This window comes from Cryptosporangium minutisporangium (assembly GCF_039536245.1).
In the GTDB taxonomy this organism is placed as follows: Bacteria; Actinomycetota; Actinomycetes; order Mycobacteriales; family Cryptosporangiaceae; genus Cryptosporangium; species Cryptosporangium minutisporangium.
Map to the genome: position 1 here is coordinate 56,374 of NZ_BAAAYN010000014.1, position 17,417 is coordinate 73,790.

The 17,417-nt window shown below is 70.5% G+C and carries 16 protein-coding genes and 1 tRNA gene; 7 read left to right on the forward strand and 10 right to left on the reverse strand.

The genetic code is table 11. The features are described from left to right. Nucleotides 1-420: 420 nt before the first annotated feature. Nucleotides 421-4,665 carry a HAMP domain-containing protein gene (locus tag ABEB28_RS11295; protein ID WP_345727979.1) on the forward strand — a complete coding sequence of 1,415 codons (4,245 nt, stop codon included), beginning with the start codon at nucleotides 421-423 and terminating at the stop codon, nucleotides 4,663-4,665. Beyond that, nucleotides 4,623-5,249, forward strand: coding sequence for a response regulator (locus ABEB28_RS11300; protein WP_376981398.1), 627 nt, complete (start codon nucleotides 4,623-4,625; stop codon nucleotides 5,247-5,249). Before ABEB28_RS11295 ends, ABEB28_RS11300 begins: the two co-directional genes overlap by 43 nt. 206 nt (nucleotides 5,250-5,455) lie before the next feature. Here the strand turns inward: ABEB28_RS11300 and ABEB28_RS11305 are convergent, their stop codons facing one another. Both ABEB28_RS11305 and ABEB28_RS11310 read right to left on the reverse strand, forming a co-directional pair. After that, nucleotides 5,456-7,621, reverse strand: a complete 2,166-nt coding sequence (locus ABEB28_RS11305) for a copper resistance CopC/CopD family protein (RefSeq protein ID WP_345727981.1) — start codon at nucleotides 7,619-7,621, stop codon at nucleotides 5,456-5,458. Nucleotides 7,622-7,658: 37 nt separating this feature from the next. Then, nucleotides 7,659-8,363, reverse strand: a complete 705-nt coding sequence (locus ABEB28_RS11310) for a zf-HC2 domain-containing protein (protein ID WP_345727982.1) — start codon at nucleotides 8,361-8,363, stop codon at nucleotides 7,659-7,661. A gap of 79 nt (nucleotides 8,364-8,442) precedes the next feature. On the opposite strand from ABEB28_RS11310, the gene ABEB28_RS11315 reads away from it, so the two are divergent. From ABEB28_RS11315 to ABEB28_RS11325, 3 genes are all read left to right on the forward strand, one after another. Then, a complete protein-coding gene (locus ABEB28_RS11315; RefSeq protein WP_345727983.1) occupies nucleotides 8,443-8,994 on the forward strand; it encodes a sigma-70 family RNA polymerase sigma factor in 552 nt (183 codons plus the stop codon). Between the two features lie 442 nt (nucleotides 8,995-9,436). After that, complete coding sequence (locus ABEB28_RS11320; RefSeq protein WP_345727984.1) at nucleotides 9,437-10,033, forward strand: DoxX family protein; 597 nt, start codon at nucleotides 9,437-9,439, stop codon at nucleotides 10,031-10,033. After that, nucleotides 10,030-10,755 carry a DsbA family protein gene (locus tag ABEB28_RS11325; RefSeq protein WP_345727985.1) on the forward strand — a complete coding sequence of 242 codons (726 nt, stop codon included), beginning with the start codon at nucleotides 10,030-10,032 and terminating at the stop codon, nucleotides 10,753-10,755. The genes ABEB28_RS11320 and ABEB28_RS11325 overlap by 4 nt, the downstream gene beginning before the upstream one ends. A gap of 2 nt (nucleotides 10,756-10,757) precedes the next feature. Here the strand turns inward: ABEB28_RS11325 and ABEB28_RS11330 are convergent, their stop codons facing one another. From ABEB28_RS11330 to ABEB28_RS11345, 4 genes are read right to left on the reverse strand one after another with little or no spacing between them, the layout of a single operon-like run. Next, nucleotides 10,758-11,516 carry an energy-coupling factor ABC transporter ATP-binding protein gene (locus ABEB28_RS11330; RefSeq protein WP_345727986.1) on the reverse strand — a complete coding sequence of 253 codons (759 nt, stop codon included), beginning with the start codon at nucleotides 11,514-11,516 and terminating at the stop codon, nucleotides 10,758-10,760. Next, nucleotides 11,501-12,265 (reverse strand): cobalt ECF transporter T component CbiQ, encoded by a 765-nt coding sequence (cbiQ, locus tag ABEB28_RS11335; protein WP_345727987.1) that lies wholly within the window; start codon nucleotides 12,263-12,265, stop codon nucleotides 11,501-11,503. Before cbiQ ends, ABEB28_RS11330 begins: the two co-directional genes overlap by 16 nt. A 2-nt stretch (nucleotides 12,266-12,267) precedes the next feature. Further along, nucleotides 12,268-12,708, reverse strand: a complete 441-nt coding sequence (locus ABEB28_RS11340) for a PDGLE domain-containing protein (RefSeq protein WP_345727988.1) — start codon at nucleotides 12,706-12,708, stop codon at nucleotides 12,268-12,270. Further along, nucleotides 12,705-13,439 carry an energy-coupling factor ABC transporter permease gene (locus tag ABEB28_RS11345; protein WP_345727989.1) on the reverse strand — a complete coding sequence of 245 codons (735 nt, stop codon included), beginning with the start codon at nucleotides 13,437-13,439 and terminating at the stop codon, nucleotides 12,705-12,707. The genes ABEB28_RS11340 and ABEB28_RS11345 overlap by 4 nt, the downstream gene beginning before the upstream one ends. A 167-nt stretch (nucleotides 13,440-13,606) precedes the next feature. On the opposite strand from ABEB28_RS11345, the gene bcp reads away from it, so the two are divergent. Beyond that, nucleotides 13,607-14,083, forward strand: coding sequence for a thioredoxin-dependent thiol peroxidase (gene bcp / locus ABEB28_RS11350; RefSeq protein WP_345727990.1), 477 nt, complete (start codon nucleotides 13,607-13,609; stop codon nucleotides 14,081-14,083). Between the two features lie 62 nt (nucleotides 14,084-14,145). After that, a tRNA-Leu gene (locus tag ABEB28_RS11355) sits at nucleotides 14,146-14,229 on the forward strand. A 49-nt stretch (nucleotides 14,230-14,278) separates the two neighbouring features. On the opposite strand, the gene ABEB28_RS11360 is transcribed toward ABEB28_RS11355, so the two are convergent. The 4 genes from ABEB28_RS11360 to rph all read right to left on the reverse strand — a co-directional run bounded on the left by ABEB28_RS11360 (nucleotide 14,279) and on the right by rph (nucleotide 17,408). Further along, entirely contained in the window at nucleotides 14,279-14,494 is a 216-nt protein-coding gene (locus ABEB28_RS11360; protein WP_345727991.1) for a hypothetical protein, read from the reverse strand. A 97-nt stretch (nucleotides 14,495-14,591) separates the two neighbouring features. Beyond that, on the reverse strand, nucleotides 14,592-15,848 hold the full coding sequence (locus tag ABEB28_RS11365; protein ID WP_376981402.1) for a mechanosensitive ion channel family protein: 1,257 nt from the start codon (nucleotides 15,846-15,848) through the stop codon (nucleotides 14,592-14,594). A gap of 190 nt (nucleotides 15,849-16,038) precedes the next feature. Beyond that, nucleotides 16,039-16,656, reverse strand: coding sequence for an RdgB/HAM1 family non-canonical purine NTP pyrophosphatase (rdgB, locus tag ABEB28_RS11370; protein ID WP_376981400.1), 618 nt, complete (start codon nucleotides 16,654-16,656; stop codon nucleotides 16,039-16,041). Then, entirely contained in the window at nucleotides 16,650-17,408 is a 759-nt protein-coding gene (gene rph / locus ABEB28_RS11375; protein WP_345727994.1) for a ribonuclease PH, read from the reverse strand. Before rph ends, rdgB begins: the two co-directional genes overlap by 7 nt. Nucleotides 17,409-17,417 lie beyond the last annotated feature (9 nt).

Genomic DNA, 17,417 nt, shown 5'->3' on the forward strand with positions numbered 1-17,417 from the left:
GCCCCAGCCGTCGCCTGCACCCCCGCCCGGGACAGCTCGGCCGGCGCCGAACTCGAGGGAGGACCGACCGTTCGCCCGGTACAGGCCGGACGCGTTCGGGAAGTCCCGGACAGACCCTAGCGTCCAGGGGCCAACCGCTGCAGAGTCCCGCACGATTCCGGTTGCTGTCCGACACTGTTGAGCACACGGACCGCGTGTGGGGTCCGATCGGGGGTACCGATCGGATCCGACGCTCCACGGTGCGTGATACGCAAAGATGGGGGGGTGCGCGCGACACCGGAGCATTCGGGGTCACGGACACCCGGCGAGATGAGGCACACGATGACGACAGCCGAACGGGGCAGGCCGCCGCGCCGTCCCTCAGGCACTGGGTCAGCGCCCGTCGACGAGGCGGCACCGGCAACGTCCCAGGGCGGGACGATGCTCGCTGAGCGCCCCCTGATCCTCGGCGAGCTGACCACGGCGCTGGACTCCCTGCGCCGCGGTGACTTCAGCGCCCGGCTGGCTCGGCGAGACGGTGAGGACGCGGAGCTCGCGGAGCTGTTCAACGAGCTCGCGGGGCGCATGGAACAGCGCAATCGCGAGTTCGAACGGGTCAGCCGGGTGATCGGGCGTGACGGCCGGATGACCGAGCGCGTCGACGAGTCGATCGGCAGCGGCGACTGGGCTACCGGCGCGCAGGCGATCAACTCGCTCATCGACGACCTGGCCCGCCCCACCACCGAGGTGGCCCGCGTCATCGACGCCGTGGCCCGCGGTGACCTGACCCAGCAGATGGCGCTGGAGATCGCCGGTCAGCCGCTCAAGGGTGAGTTCCTCCGCATCGGCACCACCGTGAACCGGATGGTGGACCAGCTCTCCTCCTTCGCCGACGAGGTGACGCGAGTCGCCCGCGAAGTGGGCACCGAAGGAAAGCTCGGCGGCCAAGCCCAGGTCCGCGGCGTCTCCGGGGTGTGGCGCGAGCTGACCGACAACGTCAACTCGATGGCCGGGAACCTCACCGGTCAGGTGCGGAACATCGCCCAGGTCACCACCGCCGTCGCCCGCGGTGACCTGACCCAGAAGATCACCGTGGACGCCCGCGGCGAGATCCTCGAAGTGAAGAGCACAGTCAACACGATGGTCGACCAGCTCTCCGCGTTCGCCGACGAGGTGACGCGAGTCGCCCGCGAAGTGGGCACCGAAGGAAAGCTCGGCGGCCAGGCGCACGTCCGAGGTGTCTCCGGCACCTGGAAAGAACTGACCGAGAACGTCAACCAGCTGGCCGGGAACCTGACCGGGCAGGTGCGGAACATCGCCCAGGTCACCACCGCGGTGGCCAAGGGCGACCTGACCCAGAAGATCACCGTGGACGCCCGCGGCGAGATCCTCGAACTCAAGAACACCGTCAACACGATGGTCGACCAGCTCTCCTCCTTCGCCGACGAGGTCACCCGAGTCGCCCGCGAAGTGGGCACCGAAGGGAAACTGGGCGGCCAGGCCAAGGTCCGTGGCGTCTCCGGCACCTGGCAGGAACTGACCGACAACGTGAACTCGCTGGCCGGGAACCTCACCGGTCAGGTGCGGAACATCGCCCAGGTCACCACCGCCGTCGCCCGCGGTGACCTCACCCAGAAGATCACCGTCGATGCCCGCGGCGAGATCCTGGAGCTCAAGAACACCGTCAACACGATGGTCGACCAGCTCTCGTCCTTCGCCGACGAGGTCACGCGGGTGGCCCGCGAGGTGGGGACGGACGGCAAGCTCGGTGGTCAGGCGCAGGTGCGCGGCGTCTCGGGCACCTGGCAGGAGCTCACGAACAACGTGAACCAACTGGCCGGGAACCTCACCAGCCAGGTGCGGAACATCGCCCAGGTCACGACCGCGGTCGCGAAGGGTGACCTGACCCAGAAGATCACGGTCGACGCCCAGGGCGAGATCCTCGAGCTCAAGAACACCGTCAACACGATGGTCGACCAGCTCTCGTCCTTCGCCGACGAGGTCACGCGAGTCGCCCGCGAGGTGGGTTCCGAAGGACGGCTGGGTGGCCAGGCCACGGTGCGTGGCGTCTCCGGTACCTGGCGAGAGCTGACCGACAACGTCAACTCGATGGCCGGCAACCTGACCAGCCAGGTCCGCAACATCGCCCAGGTCACCACCGCGGTCGCCAAGGGTGACCTCGGGCAGAAGATCACGGTCGACGCCCAGGGCGAGATCCTCGAACTCAAGAACACCGTCAACACGATGGTCGACCAGCTCTCGTCGTTCGCCAACGAGGTGACGCGAGTCGCCCGCGAAGTGGGCACCGAAGGCAAGCTCGGCGGTCAGGCCGAGGTCCGCGACGTCTCCGGCACCTGGCGTGACCTCACCCAGAGCGTGAACATCCTGGCCGGCAACCTCACCACGCAGGTCCGCGCGATTGCCGAGGTCGCAACCGCGGTGACCCGCGGCGACCTGTCCCAGGCGATCGCCGTCGAGACGCAGGGTGAGCTCGCCGAGCTCAAAGACAACATCAACCAGATGATCGGCAACCTCAAGGACACGACCACCAAGAACGCCGAGCAGGACTGGCTCAAGTCCAACCTCGCGCGGATCGGTGCTCAGCTCCAGGGGCAGCGCGACCTGCGTCAGGTCTGCCAGATGATCATGAGCGAGATCACCCCGGTGGTCGACGCCCAGCAAGGTGCGTTCTTCCTGCTGGAGGCCACCCGCGAAGGGCTGCGGCTGCGGCTGGCGTCGTCCTACGGGTACGCGCCGAAGCGGGGCGAGTCGGTGCTCTCGCTGGGTGAGGGCCTGGTCGGCCAGGCGGCGGTGGAGCGGCGCTCGATCCGCGTCTCGGAGACACCGGCGGGGTACCTGACGATCGGCTCCGGTCTCGGCGAAGCGCCCCCTGCCGACCTGGTGATCGTCCCGGTGCTGTTCGAGGAGCGGGTGCTCGGTGTGATCGAGCTGGCCAGCTTCAAGAGCTTCTCCGACCTGCACATGAGCTTCCTGCAGCAGCTGGTCGACACGCTCGGCGTCGTGTTGAACACGATCATCGCGAACGCCCGCACCGAGGAGCTGCTGGCCCAGTCGCAGCGGCTCACCCAGGAGCTCCAGGCGCAGTCGATGGAGCTCCAGCGCACCAACGCCGAGCTGCAGGAGAAAGCCGCGCTGCTGTCCGAGCAGAACCGGAACATCGAGATCAAGAACCGCGAGATCGAGATGGCCCGGCTGGGTCTTGAAGAAAAAGCTGAACAACTCGCGCTGTCGTCGCAGTACAAGACCGAGTTCATGGCGAACATGAGCCACGAGCTGCGGACGCCGCTCAACTCGCTGCTCGTGCTCGCCCGGCTACTCGCGGAGAACACCGAGTCGAACCTGACCGGACGGCAGATCGAGTTCGCCCGGACGATCCACGACGCCGGCTGGGACCTGCTGACGCTGATCAACGACATCCTGGACCTGTCCAAGGTCGAGGCCGGAAAGATGGACGTGCACGCTGGCCGGGTGGCCCTGGACGACGTCTGCGGGTACGTGGAGCAGACGTTCCGCGCCCAGTCGGAGCTGAAGGGCCTGCGGTTCGCAGTGGATCGCGGGCCGGGCGTCCCGGACTACCTGTTCACCGACGAGCAGCGGCTGCAGCAGATCCTCAAGAACCTGCTGTCGAACGCCGTGAAGTTCACCGACGCCGGAACGGTCACGCTCTCCATCCACGTCGGCCCGGAGGACATGCTGTTCGCCAGCCCGACGCTGAACGCGGCGGACCGGGTGGTGGCGTTCGCGGTCAGCGACACCGGCATCGGCGTCGCCGCCGACAAGCTCAAGCTGATCTTCGACCCGTTCCAGCAGGCCGACGGCTCGACGAGCCGGAAGTACGGCGGTACCGGGCTGGGTCTGTCGATCTCGCGGGAGATCGCGCGGGTGCTCGGTGGGTCGATCACCGTGCAGAGCGACGTCGGGCGGGGCAGCACGTTCACGCTGTACCTGCCGGAGCGGTACCCCGGCGAGGTCGCCGACCCCGGCAGTGGCCTGGAGCGGCTCCACGAGGACGAGAACCAGATCTTCTCCGGCTCGACGTACTCCGGTCCGCTGCGCGCCTCACTGTCCGGCCCCACCAGCGCGCGGCCCAGCAGCATCGTCGACGCCGAGGAGATCGGCGCCGCGATCATCAGTCAGGGCGCGAGCGCTGCCCGGCCGACACCCCCGGAAGAGATCACCCGTCCCTCGACGCCCGCACCGCGTCAGGTGGAGCAGGCCCGGCCGATGCGCGGCAAGACCGGCCCGACCGTCGACACTTCGGTGCTCGCCGGACGAACCGTCCTGATCGTCGACGACGACGTACGGAACGTCTTCGCGCTGACGTCGGCGCTGGAGTTGCACGGCCTCACCGTGCTCTACGCCGACAACGGCGCGGCCGGCATCGCGACGCTCCAGGCGCACCCGGAGGTGGACCTCGTCCTGATGGACGTCATGATGCCGGACATGGACGGTAACGAGACGACAGCGGCGATCCGGAAGATGCCCGGCTTCAGCGAGCTGCCGATCCTGTTCCTCACCGCGAAGGCGATGCCCGGCGACCGGGACAAGAGCCTCGCGGCGGGCGCGAGCGACTACATCACGAAGCCGGTCGATCTCGATCGGCTGCTCCGGCTGATGGCCGGATGGTGCACGCGCGACGCGGGCGCGCCCGGACCTGCCGCGTGAGCACTGAACGCAAGCGGGCGAAGGTGCTGCTCGTCGACGACCGCCCGGAGAACTTGCTCGTCCTGGAAGCGATCCTGCAAGGGCTCGATCACGACCTGGTGACCGCACCGTCCGGTGAGGAGGCCCTGAAGCGCCTGCTCACCGACGACTTTGCAGTGATCCTGCTCGACGTCCAGATGCCCGGAATGGACGGTTTCGAGACCGCCGAACACATCAAGCGGCGGGAACGGACCCGGCACATCCCGATCGTGTTCCTGACCGCGATAGACCGGAAGCCGCACCACGCGTTCCGGGGGTACGCGACCGGGGCGGTCGACTACCTGGCGAAGCCGTTCGACCCGTGGGTGCTGCGGGCGAAGGTCAGCGTGTTCATCGACCTGTGGGAGAAGAACCGGCTGCTGCTGGAGCGGACCGAACTGCTCCAGCAGCGGGTGCACTCGACCGAGGTGGCGACCACCGAGCGGACGTCGGCGCTGGACCGAGCGCGGCTGCGCGTGCAGGAGGCGCTGGCCCGTTGCGAGGCGACCGACCCGGAGACGGCAGAGCTGCTCCGAGCGGCGCTGCACGACCTAGACAGCATCTGACCCCCGGGGCTCCGCGGGGCGCGCGGGGCGCATTTTCGGGAAGTCCGCCCTGCGGGCCGCCCGTGAGGTGGTTTTCGGGAAGGCCACCTCTGCGGGCCTTCTGAGGGGTGGCCTTCCGGGAAATCCGCCACGCGGCATGCCTGAGCGCGCCCGGTGAGACGGCGGGAGGTGGCGGGCGCGGCGTTGGGCCGGCCCGCCACCTGCGCTCAGCGGATCGTGATCGTGCGCGTCACGCTGTACTGGTCGATGTCGGACGTCCGCAGCGTGAACGTGAACTTCCAATCACCGACCAGCGGTAGATCCACCTGCCCCACCGCGTGGTTCTCGGTCAGCGGCAGCGCGACGACGTCCGTCGAGACGTTGCCGCTCGGCAGTTCAGCGGAGCCGCCCCACTCCTCCACCTTGACCGGCAACCCGTTCTTGTCGAACGCGGTCAGGTGCAGCTCGTTGGTGCCGATCCGGGCCGGGCTCAGGTCGATCTGCAGCACGTTCGGGCCGACGTTCACCTGGGCGGTGTACGGCAGGTTCGCGGCGGCTTCGGCGGCGTCGTCGGCGCTACGAGCGGGCGCGACCTGGACGAGCGCGGTGGCCAGCGCGAGCACGACCGCGCCGAGCAGCACCTCGATGCCGACTCGCGTCCGGAGCCTGCGCACCTCGTCGGCGGCGCGACCGGCGGCCGAGAAGTCGGCGGTCTCCGGCTCGGGCTCCCGCCCCTTCCGCGGCGCCTTCGAGGCGGTGGCGGTCGCCGCTCCCCCACGCTTCTTCGGCGCCGTCTCACCGCCGTCCTCGGCGGGCTTGGCCGGCGCCTTCTTGGCGGGGGCGCGCTTCGCCCCCTTCGGGCCGCCGTCCGGCGCCTCGTCGCCCGCCGTCTCAGCGGCATCGGCGTCGTCGGCGTCGCCCGCCGCCTTCGCCTGCTGCTTCTTCGGCGAACGCTTCCCCGCCGACGCCTTGCCCGCTTCCGCCTTGCCCGCGGTCGCCTTACTCGCGGCTGCCTTGCCCGACTCAGCCGCCTTGCCAGACCCGGGCTTCTTGCCCGACTCAGCCGCCTTGCCAGACCCGGGCTTCTTGCCCGGCTCCTCGGCGGCGAGCGCATACGCGACCGGCACCCCGAAGCGACGTCGGATCCACGCGCGCGCGTTGGAGGCGACCACCATGATCGCGCCGAGCCAGATCACCTTCGTCAGCACCAGCTGGCCGTAGGTCGTGTTGACCAGGCGGTCGAGCCCGGAGAACCCGCCGATCTCCAGGAACGTCTCGATCAAGCCGCTGAACACCAGCGCACCCACTGCCCAGAACGCCCAGCGCGACCAGACCGGCAGGATCACCTCCAGCTCCCGGTACCGCGCCCGCGGCAGCAGGTACCGGGCCAGCACGGCCAGCCCGCCGAGCCACACCGCCATCGCGCCGACGTGCAGCGTGATCGCCGGAATCGAGAGCAGGGGCGCGGGAGACTGCGCTGCGTGCCCCGCGTACGGGAACGTGATCAGCACCGCGACGCCGAGCACCGCCACCAGCGCGCGGTCGATCGGACCGGCCCAGCGCGGGTCACCGCCGTCCGCCGGTGCCGCCGGGCGCAGTACGCGGATCAGCACCGGGATCGCGGCGATCAGCAGGCCCAGCCGGGTCAGCAGCGCACGCCCCACGGTCTCGTCGAGCGTTCCGCCGATGCCGCTGAGCGTGACGTCGGCGAGCGTTCCGCCGCCCGCGTAGGGCTGTTGCAGGATCAGCGTCCCGAGCGTGCCGCCGACGAGCAGTCCCCACCCGGCCCAGGCCAGGCGTCGCGGGCCCAACGTGGCGAGGCGGCGCGGCCAGAGCCCGAGAAGGATCACCAGCGGACCGGCGAGCAGCGAGAGGCCCGCGTAGGCGGCGTACCGGCTGACCGACTGCGCCGCGCGGACACCGCCGTCGACCGATGCCGACTCGGCGCCCGCGCTGAGGTCCGCGGCGTTCGCGCCCAGCGCGGAGGGTACCCGCACGCTGAACGTGTAGCCACCGGAGATCGGGTGCCCGTCGGCGGAGATGACGCGATAGCTGACCAGGTACGTACCGTCGGCCAGATCTTTCTGCACCGGGATGCGCAGCCGGGTGCCGTTGTTCACGGTGGTCGGCTCGCCCTGCGCGACGTTCTTCCCGTCCGGAGCGACCACCTTGATCCGGCCGTCGACCGGCACGACCCGCTCACTGAAGTTCATCGTGATGACGGTCGGCGCGGTGTCTGCGATCGACCCCCGGGGCGGATCGGTGCCTTCGAGCGAGGCGTGTGCCCGGGCCGGAGAGGCGCCGAAACCGACCGCAACCAAGACGAACAGCCCGACGACGAGCACCCGCCTGATCACCCGGTGCAGCGGCTGGTGGCGCTGGACCTTCGGCACGCTTCTCCCCATCCTGTCGTTCGTCCTGCTCACTCGGTCACACCTGACCCGGCACGGTGCGGTCGGGCCCGCCTCCGGGGCCCTGCATCCTTAGTACGGTCTCCGGCGCCGATGGCGTTCGATCCGCGCGCGCCAGCAGCCAGACCAGAACCGCCTGCACACCCGCCAGCAGGTGGTTCAGCTCGTGCCCGACTTGCGCGACTCCCTCGACGACGTCGATCGAACTCGTCAGCAACAGACAACCAGCCAGCGCCACCGCGACCGGCACCAGGGCCCTGGCCCAGGCCGGACGCCCGGCGACGAAAAGGAATCCGATCGCGACTGCGACGTCGAACGACGCCATCTCGCGGCCGGTGTGCAGGGCCGCGTCGCTGGTGCCGGGGTCGGCGATCAGCCCCGGGAGCGCGAGCAGCAGCTGGGCCACCGCGGACAGGCCCAGGGCCCAGCGCAGGACGCCGGCGTGCACGAGCGGGCGCCTCTCCGGACTGCGGTGGTCACTGGCCGGGCGGGGAGCACCCCGGTCGGCGGCTACGGCGGCCAGCACCTGGGCGGTGAGGTCCGGCACGTCCGCCGCACTCCGCCAGCCCTCCCTGGCCACCGCGGTGGCGTCGGCGGCCGTCGCCTGCCACGCCCGGCACTCGGCACAGCCGGCGAGGTGGGCGTCGACGTCGGCCCGGTCCGTTCCGGGGTCCTCGCCGTCCACGAGCGCGGAGAGGGCGACCCTGATCTGAGCGCACTGCATATCGGGATAGTCGTCCGACGAGCGGCGATGGTTCCCGGCGGGTCGGAGGTTCCGCTCCACGCGGCCGTACGCTGGGTGCGTGCAGCCCTTCGACGACGTCAGTAACGACGACGTCACCGAGTGGGCGCTCCGGGCCCAACGGGGCGACACGCTGGCCACCGCCGCGTTCGTCCGGGCAACCCAGCCGGACGTCTGGCGGTTCTGCGCCTCGCTGGTCGACGTGGACGCGGCCGATGACCTCACCCAGGAAACGTATCTGAGGGCGTTCCGCGCGCTGCCCGGGTTCGCCGCGCGGGCCAGCGTCCGGACGTGGTTGCTCGGCATCGCGCGCCGGACCTGCGCCGACCACCTGCGCACGGTCGTCCGGAGGCGCCGGCTCGACGAGATGCTGCGGGCTCGGCTGGCGACCGGGTCCCCGATGCCGGACCCCTCGGCGACGTCGGGCGCCACCGACCTGCTGGCGCGGTTGCCCGCGGACCGGCGGTCGGCGTTCGTCCTCACCCAGTTGGTCGGCCTCTCCTACCAGGAGGCCGCGACCGTCGAGGGCGTGCCGATCGGCACGATCCGGTCCCGCGTAGCGAGAGCCCGCGACGACCTGATCGCCGCTCTCCACCAGGCTGCCGCGTCCTGATACCGAGAAAAGGCTGCCTGGGAGAGGGGCGTCTCCCAGGCAGCCTCGGACCTGCGGGACCGAAGTCACGCCGGTCGATCTGATCGCGGTACCTCGGGTATCGGGCTACTCCGAGGGTTTCAGCCGCGACCCGGGTCCCCTGTCTCCCAACCCGGGCCGCGGCCGCCACCGCTCCCACCCGCCATCCCGGGTCGCCCACCTCCGACGGACCGGTCTCGCGCTGCGGTGAACTCAGTTCACCAGCCCAGTGCCCCGATCGACACGGGATGCGGGCACCATTACGCACCGCTTAATGTCGGCTTGAGAGATCTCAGCCGCCGTCCGCACGGAAGTCGGAAACGGTCACAGAACACCCTCTCCCCACCGGACACAAGGGCCTCGTTCCGGCACATTTTTCCGCCCGGACGGGAACCGGCCGCGATCGCCGAACGACTAATGACCGATGTCCACGCCGCGAAGCGATCTCCCCCGCGAAGCCCAGGGCCGTGCTGCCCGTGGCTCGGTTGCCCTCCGCCGGAGAGCCCCCGCCTGGTGGCCGACCGCCCGGCCCTGGCTACCGCTCGTCGCCCGGCTGGTGCTCGGCGGCGTCTGGCTCTGGGCAGGCGGCGCGAAAGCCACCGACCTGGCCGCCTCGGTACGGGCGGTGCGCGCGTACCGCCTGCTGCCGGAGGGGGTCGCGACCGTGGTCGGCGCGGGTCTGCCGTGGCTGGAGATCGCGCTCGGCCTGCTGATCGTCGCCGGGGTCGCGGTGCGGTTCGGCGGCTTGTTCTCCGCAGCCCTGCTGGTGGTCTTCCTGATCGGCATCGTCTCCGCCGCGGCACGCGGACTCCGGATCGACTGCGGCTGCTTCGGCAGCGGCGGTGAGCTCGACGCCGGACAGAGCACCGCCTACACCACCGAGATCCTCCGGGACGGCGCGCTGCTGATCGTCGCGCTCGCGCTGGCCCGATGGCCGCGCGGCCGTCTCGCGGTCGACAACTGGATCTCTGATCCGGCCCCCCGCCCCGTCCAGGCTCGAGGAACGGAACGCCCCAGATGAGTGGAGAGTCGTCGAAGCGTGCCCGGCGCATCGCCGCCGAGCAGCTGGCCAAGCAGCGCGCCGCCGAGCGCCGCCGACGCACGCTGATCGTGTCGATCATCGCGCTGGTGGCCCTTGTCGTCGCGGCCGGTGTCGGCGTGACGTTCTACCTGTCCAATCAGCCGGAGAACGCCGCGCTGCCGAAGAACGCCACCCGCTCGGCCGTCATGATCGGGCAGACCGACGCGCCGGTCACGGTCGACGTCTACCTCGACTTCCAGTGCCCGGCCTGCAAGGCGTTCGAGGAGCAGAGCGGCGCCACGCTGCAGAAGTACGTGGACGACGGCACGGTGAAGATCCGCTACCACCCGGTGGCGTACCTCGACCGGTTCTCCTCCGGCACCGAGTACTCCAGCCGATCGTCAGCGGCGTCGGGATGCGCGTCGGACGCCGGGAAGTTCACCGAGTTCCTGGCCGCGCTCTACGACAACCAGCCCGAAGAGGGCGGCACCGGCCTCACCGACGAGACGATGATCAGCCTGGCGAACAAGGCCGGTATCACCGGGGAGGAGTTCGCCACCTGCGTCACCGACGAGAAGTACGCGGACTGGACGAAGGCGGTCACCGACGAGGCGTCGAAGGCCGGCGTGACCGGCACGCCGACGGTCGAAGTCGACGGTACGGCGCTGGAGAACCCCACCGCCGCCGCCCTCACCGAGGCCATCGAGGCGGCGAAGGGCTGAGGTCAGAGGGCGACCGACGGGTCGAAGCCGTAGGGCAGTTCGAGGCGGTGCTGCCGCATCAGGTCGGCGTCGAGCAGCAGCTCCGGCGTCGGTGCGTCCGCCACGACGACACCGCCGTCGAGCAGCACCGAGCGAGGACAGAGCTCCAGCGCGTACGGCAGGTCGTGGGTGACCATCAGCAGCGTCACGTCGAGGCTCCGCAGGATGTCGGCGAGCTCGCGGCGGCTGGCCGGGTCGAGGTTGCTCGAGGGCTCGTCGAGCACCAGGATCTCCGGCCGCATCGCCAGCACCGTCGCCACGGCCACCCGCCGACGCTGACCGAACGAGAGGTGGTGCGGCGTCCGGTCGCGGAACTCCGCCATGCCGACCGCGGTCAGCGCCTCGGTGACCCTTTCTTGGAGTGCGGTGCCGCGTAGGCCCAGATTCGCCGGCCCGAACGCGACGTCCTCGGCGACCGTGGGCATGAACAGCTGGTCGTCCGGGTCCTGGAAGACGATCCCCACCCGCCGCCGGATCTCGGCGAGGTTCTTCTTGGCCACCGGCAACCCGGCCACCCGGACGCTGCCCGCGCCGGCCGTGTGGATGCCGTTGAGGTGCAGCACCAGCGTCGTCTTACCGGCGCCGTTCGGGCCGAGCAGCGCGACCCGCTCCCCCTTCTGCACCGTGAGATCGACGCCGAACAGCGCCTGCCGACCGTCCGGGTAGGCGAACGCGAGGCCCTGCACTTCCAGGGAGGGGACTCCGGTTACGTGGTCAGCCACGCCGTAACGCTAACCGCCGCGGCCGCCGCCGGAATCGTCAGCGCGGCCGCCCACTGCTGCGCGGGCGGACGGGACGAAGCGGCCATCGGCAGCGCGCCGGTGTAACCGCGGGAGAGCATCGCCACGTAGACCCGCTCGCCCCGCTCGTACGAACGCAAGAACAGGCTGCCGATCGACGTCGCGAACGCCCGGACCTGCCAGAGGAAGCGCGGGTCGTGGCAGCGGGAGAGCCGGGCGATGCGCATCGCACGGGCGTTGCCGAGGATCACGTCCGCGTACCGGAGCATGAACGTCGCGATCTGGACGATCGGCGCCGGCGTCCGGAGCCGCTGCAGCCCGAGGAGCAGATCACGCCCGTTGGTCGTCGCGGCCAGCAGCAGCGACGCGAAGACGCCGAGCGTCCCCTTCGCGACGATGTTCCAGCCGGCCCACAGCCCCGCCTCGCTCAGCGCCAGCCCGCCGACGTGGACGACCGGTCCGCCCTCGAGGAACGGCAGCAGGAACGCGAGCACCACGAACGGCGTCTCGATCAAGCCGCGAGTGGCCAACCAGCCGGGCGGAATCGCCGCCACCGCGGCGACCGCAGCGAGCAGGGCCGCGTACAGGCCGAACGCCCAGACGGCTTCCCGCGGGGTGGCGACGACGCTGAGAACGAACGCCAGCGCGGCGACGATCTTCACCTCGCCCGGGAGCCGGTGGACCGGAGAGGTTCCGGGCCGGTGCAGCGCGTGGGTGTGGCCGGCCCCCATGCCTACCGCGCCCGAGCCGCGTCGGCGGCCTCGGTATCGACGTCGACGTCGACGTCGACCTCGGCCGCGCCGGGGGACCGTCGGCGCAGCGCCCAGAACATCCCGCCGCCGATCGCCGCGACCAGCAGGACACCCGCCACCCCGGACAAGCCGGTGGAGACGAACGAGTTGTCGATGCCGCGGATGCCGTAGTCGGCCAGCGGGGAGTCGCCCAGGTCGTGCTCCTTCGCGGACTTCGCCACGCAGTTGCCGCCGGTGATCTCGTCGTCGGCGTTGAACGTGCAGCCTTCGCGGGCGGTCGCGTCCAAGCCGTCTGGCTGTGAACTGGCAGCGGAGCTGACCACCCCGGCCAGCAGCAGCGACACCAGCAGACCGAGGACGAGGAAGACCGCGAGGCGGACCCGGCCCCGCCCGCCGGTGGTGGTGGGCGTGTCGTTGCTCATGCGTTGCTCCCCGCGATGGGCGCAGCCGTGTCGCTCGTCGACGGCGGGACGGTGGCGGCCGCTGTCACCAACAGCGGCTGACGGCGGTAGCGGCGCAGCGCGTAGACCAGGTCCGGTCGGACAGCGGCCACCGTCGCCACGGTCGTCGCGGTGATCAGGCCCTCGCCGATGCCGATCAGCAGATGGACGCCGGCCATGGTGAGCGAGATCTCCCCGAGCGCCTTGTCGACCTCCCCGCCGAGGGCGTACTGCGCGACGAACCCCTGCGACGCGACGACGACCGACACCGTCGCGGCGAGGAACGACGCGAGGACGATGCCCAGGCGGTTCTTCGGCAGCACCCGCAGCGCCAGCGCGACGACGCCGTACGCGACCAGCGTCGTGAGGATCGCCATGTTCGTGATGTTGAGGCCCAGCGCGGAGAGCCCTCCGTCGGCGAAGAGCAGAGCCTGGACGAGGAGCACGGTCGCGACGCAGAGCGTGCCCACCCAGGGGCCCACCAGGATCACCGCGAGCGCGCCACCCAGCAGGTGACCGCTGACGCCGGGCAGCACCGGGAAGTTCAGCATCTGGACCGCGAAGATGAACGCGGCGACCAGGCCGGCCATCGGCGCGAGCCGATCGTCGAGGTCGCGGCGGGCCCTGGCCAGGCTCAAAGCGATCCAGGTCACGGCTACGACGCCGAAGACGGCCGAGACCGGAAGATTGACGATGCCATCGGAGACGTGCATCGCGACGGGCGTACCCGTGGGCTCCACCGCTCCCCCTCGTTGTCGATCACGTGATGCGCGCTCGCATCATTGCTGTTGTTGCAACTTACCTGCAATAGCAGGAGAGCTGCGTTGGGTGGACGACACAGTCCACGGCGCACCTGCGGCACGTGACCTACGCTCGGGGCATGACTGCCGCGCCCCGACTCGCCCCCGGCGATCCCGCTCCCGACTTCGAGCTGTCCGACGACTCCGGCAACACCGTGCACCTCGCCGACCTGCGCGGACAGCGCGTCGTGCTGTACGCATACCCGTCCGCGATGACGCCCGGCTGCACCAAACAGGCCTGCGACTTCCGGGACTCGCTCGATGCGCTCAAGGCGGCCGGGCTCACGGTCATCGGCATCTCCCCGGACAAGCCGGAGAAGCTCGCCAAGTTCCGGGACAAGGAGTCGCTCACGTTCCCGCTGGTCTCCGACCCGGACAAGAGCGTGCTCTCCGCGTACGGCGCGTACGGCGAGAAGACGATGTACGGCAAGACGGTCACCGGCGTGATCCGCTCGACGTTCGTCATCGACGCCGACGGCAAGGTGGAGAAGGCTCAGTACAACGTCAAGGCCACCGGCCACGTCGCCAAGCTCCGCCGCGACCTGGGCCTCGACTGAGGTTCATTTCAGCTGGCCTCGACGCGCCGGGGCGGCGTACCCCTGCGTACGATGTCAGCCGAGCGGGAGTGGCGGAAAGGCTAGACGCGCCGGGTTTAGGTCCCGGTGTCCTCACGGACATGTGGGTTCGACTCCCACCTCCCGCACCGAAAATTCCCACACCGAGGGCTGCCGTCCGACGCGCGGCATGCCAGGTCACTGCGGCGGGTGCGGCCAGATCCAGGCGGTGGCGCCGAGCGTGGCGGCGGCGGCCAGCAGGAGGATCGCGATCGCGAGCACCCGCATCGGGGTCGTCTCGCGCACCCGGGTCTTCAGCCGGCTCTGCACCAGCGCGACCAGCAGCAGCACGAGGCCGAACGCTCCCAGGGCCGAGCTGAGCCAGTACAACGCCGTCCGCAGGGCGTCTGACATCGGGGTCCTCCTCCGCAGCCGGTGCTCATTCTGACGGCACCCCCGGACGCGCGAACGGGCGCCCTCCCCGCTCGAAGGGCGCCCGACGCACGACCGGTCAGGTTCGGTCGGCCTCCTCGGAGGGACCGGCGAACGCGGCGCTCCGCTCACGCCCATCGGCGGAGCCGCTGAACACACGCGCGTCGCGGCCGGCGTCCGGAACGTCGCCGGAGGCGCTGGCGCGACCCGCGACGCCGGCACCGGGCACCCGCCCGTCGCGCCCGTCACCGTCGACCTGCTCCGGAATCGAGCGGCCGTTGAGCCCTTCGACCTTGTCGATCCGCAGACCGGGAATGCCGGTGACGTCCGCGCGGGACCGGGGCAGCGCCTGCGGGTAGCTCTCCCGCAACCACTGGACCAACCGCTCCCGGACGTGACACCGCAGGTCGAAAAGCGTCGGCGCATCCTTCGCGGTGACCAGCGCCCGCACCCGGACCAAGCCGCCGATCGCGTCGGTCACCTGGAAGACGCAGGCACGGCCGTCCCACAGATCGGTGCCCTCGCAGATGTGGCGGAGCTCCCGACGCATCTCCTCGGTCGGCACCGCCCAGTCGACGTCGATCTCGACGGCCCCGAGCAGCGCCGACTCGTTCCGCGTCCAGTTCTGGAACGGCTTGGTGGTGAAGTACGACGTCGGAAGCGTCAGGCGCCGGTCGTCCCAGAGGTGCAGAACGACGTAGCTCAGCGTGATGTCCTCGACGCGTCCCCACTCGTTCTCGACCACGACGACGTCGTCGAGCCGCAGCTCGTCGCTGAACGCGAGCTGGATGCCGGCGAAGCAGTTGCTCAACACCGACTGGGCGGCCAGCGCGGCGACCACACCGACGATTCCGGCGGACGCCAGCAGGCTGGCTCCGGCGGCGCGGGCGGCCGGGAAGGTCACCAGCACCGCGCCGATCGCGACCACCACCACGACCGCGACCGTGACCCGCCGCACCACCATGATCTGGGTGTGCACCCGGCGGGCGGTCTTGTTGTTCTCCACGTCGGTGCGGAACCGGGAGAGCGCCGCGTCCTCCAGCACCAGCAGTAACGCGCCGACGACCCATGCGCTGGCCGCGATCACCGAAATCGTGACCCCGTGCAGCAACGGGCCGCGCCAGTCACCGGTGGCGGTCGTGGCGTGCAGAGTGCCTTGAACGGCTACCACCACCGCCAGGCACTGCACCGGCCGGTGCAGACGAGTGGCCAGCAGGTCGAAGAGCGGTGCGCGACGACCGATGCGCCGCACGACGACATGCACGATCTGGACGACGACGAGCGCGATGAAGGCGCTCACGGCCGCTATCGCCAGCGTCTTGACGACATCGGGCAGCTCGTCGAACACGAAGGACTCCTCACGAGGTCGGGTTCGGCTGCAGCTTCATGCATAGCCCCGTTACCCCGTGCTGAAAAGCGGAGAGCACTTCACATTCGTCATCACGAGGTGACAAGGGTTACAAATACGGTCGCGACGCGCGAGCAAGCGGCCGCAGACGGCTACATCCCCAGGCCTCCACGTGCCACTAAGCGGTCGTGAGGGTGGTCGCGAGGACCTCGGCCAGCGCTCGGAACGCCTTACCGCGGTGGCTGATCGCGTCCTTGTCGGCCGCGGTCATCTCGGCGGACGTCAGGACCGAACCCGACGGCAGGAAGATCGGGTCGTAGCCGAAGCCGTTCGTCCCGCGGGGATCCCGGACCAGCGAGCCCTCCATCCGTCCCTCGACGACGTGGGTCGCACCCGACGGCAGCACCAGCGCGGCCGCACACACGAACGCCGCGCCCAGCCGGGTGTCCGGCACGTCCGCCACCTGCTCCAGCACCAGCCGCAGGTTCGCCTCGTCGTCCTTGGCCCGGCCGGCCCAGCGCGCGGACAGCACGCCCGGCATGCCGTTGAGCGCGTCGACGGCGATCCCGGAGTCGTCGGCGATCGCAGGCAGCCCGGAGATCTCCGCCGCCTCCCGCGCTTTGAGCACCGCGTTCTCCGCGAACGTCGCGCCGTCCTCGACGGTGTCGGGGTAGGGCGGCACCTCGTCCAGCCCGACGACCTCGATCTGCGGCACCGCCACCGCGAGGATCCGCCGCAGCTCGGCGATCTTCTTCGCATTGCGGCTCGCCAGCACCACCCGGGTGAGGCTCACGATTCGAGCGCCTTCTGCTGCAACGTCGCCAGCTCCGCGCAGCCGGCGGTGGCCAGGTCGAGCAGCGCGTCCAGCGTCTCCCGCCCGAACGTGATCGCCTCGCCGGTGCCCTGCACCTCGACGAACTCGCCCGAGCCGGTACAGACGACGTTCATGTCGACGCCGGCCTTGACGTCCTCGTCGTAGTTGAGGTCGAGCCGGGGCTCGCCGTCGATGACGCCGACGCTGACCGCGGCGACCGAGTTCTTCAGCGCCTTCTTCGGGGACGCCGCCAGCGCGTGCCGGGACGCCAGCCACTGCACGGCGTCCGCCAGCGCCACGTAGGCGCCGGTGATCGCGGCGGTACGGGTACCGCCGTCGGCCTGCAGCACGTCGCAGTCGAGCGTGATCGTGTTCTCGCCCAGCGCCTTGAGGTCGAGGCAGGCCCGCAGGCTGCGCCCGATCAGCCGGGAGATCTCGTGGGTGCGACCGCCGATCCGGCCCTTCACCGACTCCCGGTCGCCGCGGGTGTGGGTGGCCCGCGGCAGCATCGCGTACTCGGCGGTCACCCAGCCCAGGCCACTGCCCTTGCGCCACCGCGGCACGCCCTCGACGACGCTCGCGGTGCAGAGCACCCGGGTCCGGCCGAACTCGACGAGCACCGAGCCTTCGGCGTGGTCGGACCAGCCGCGTTCGAACGAGACAGGGCGGAGCTGGTCGGCGACCCGACCGTCGGGCCGGTGACCGATCGTGAGCACGGTGGAGGAGTCCGTCATGGGCGGCAG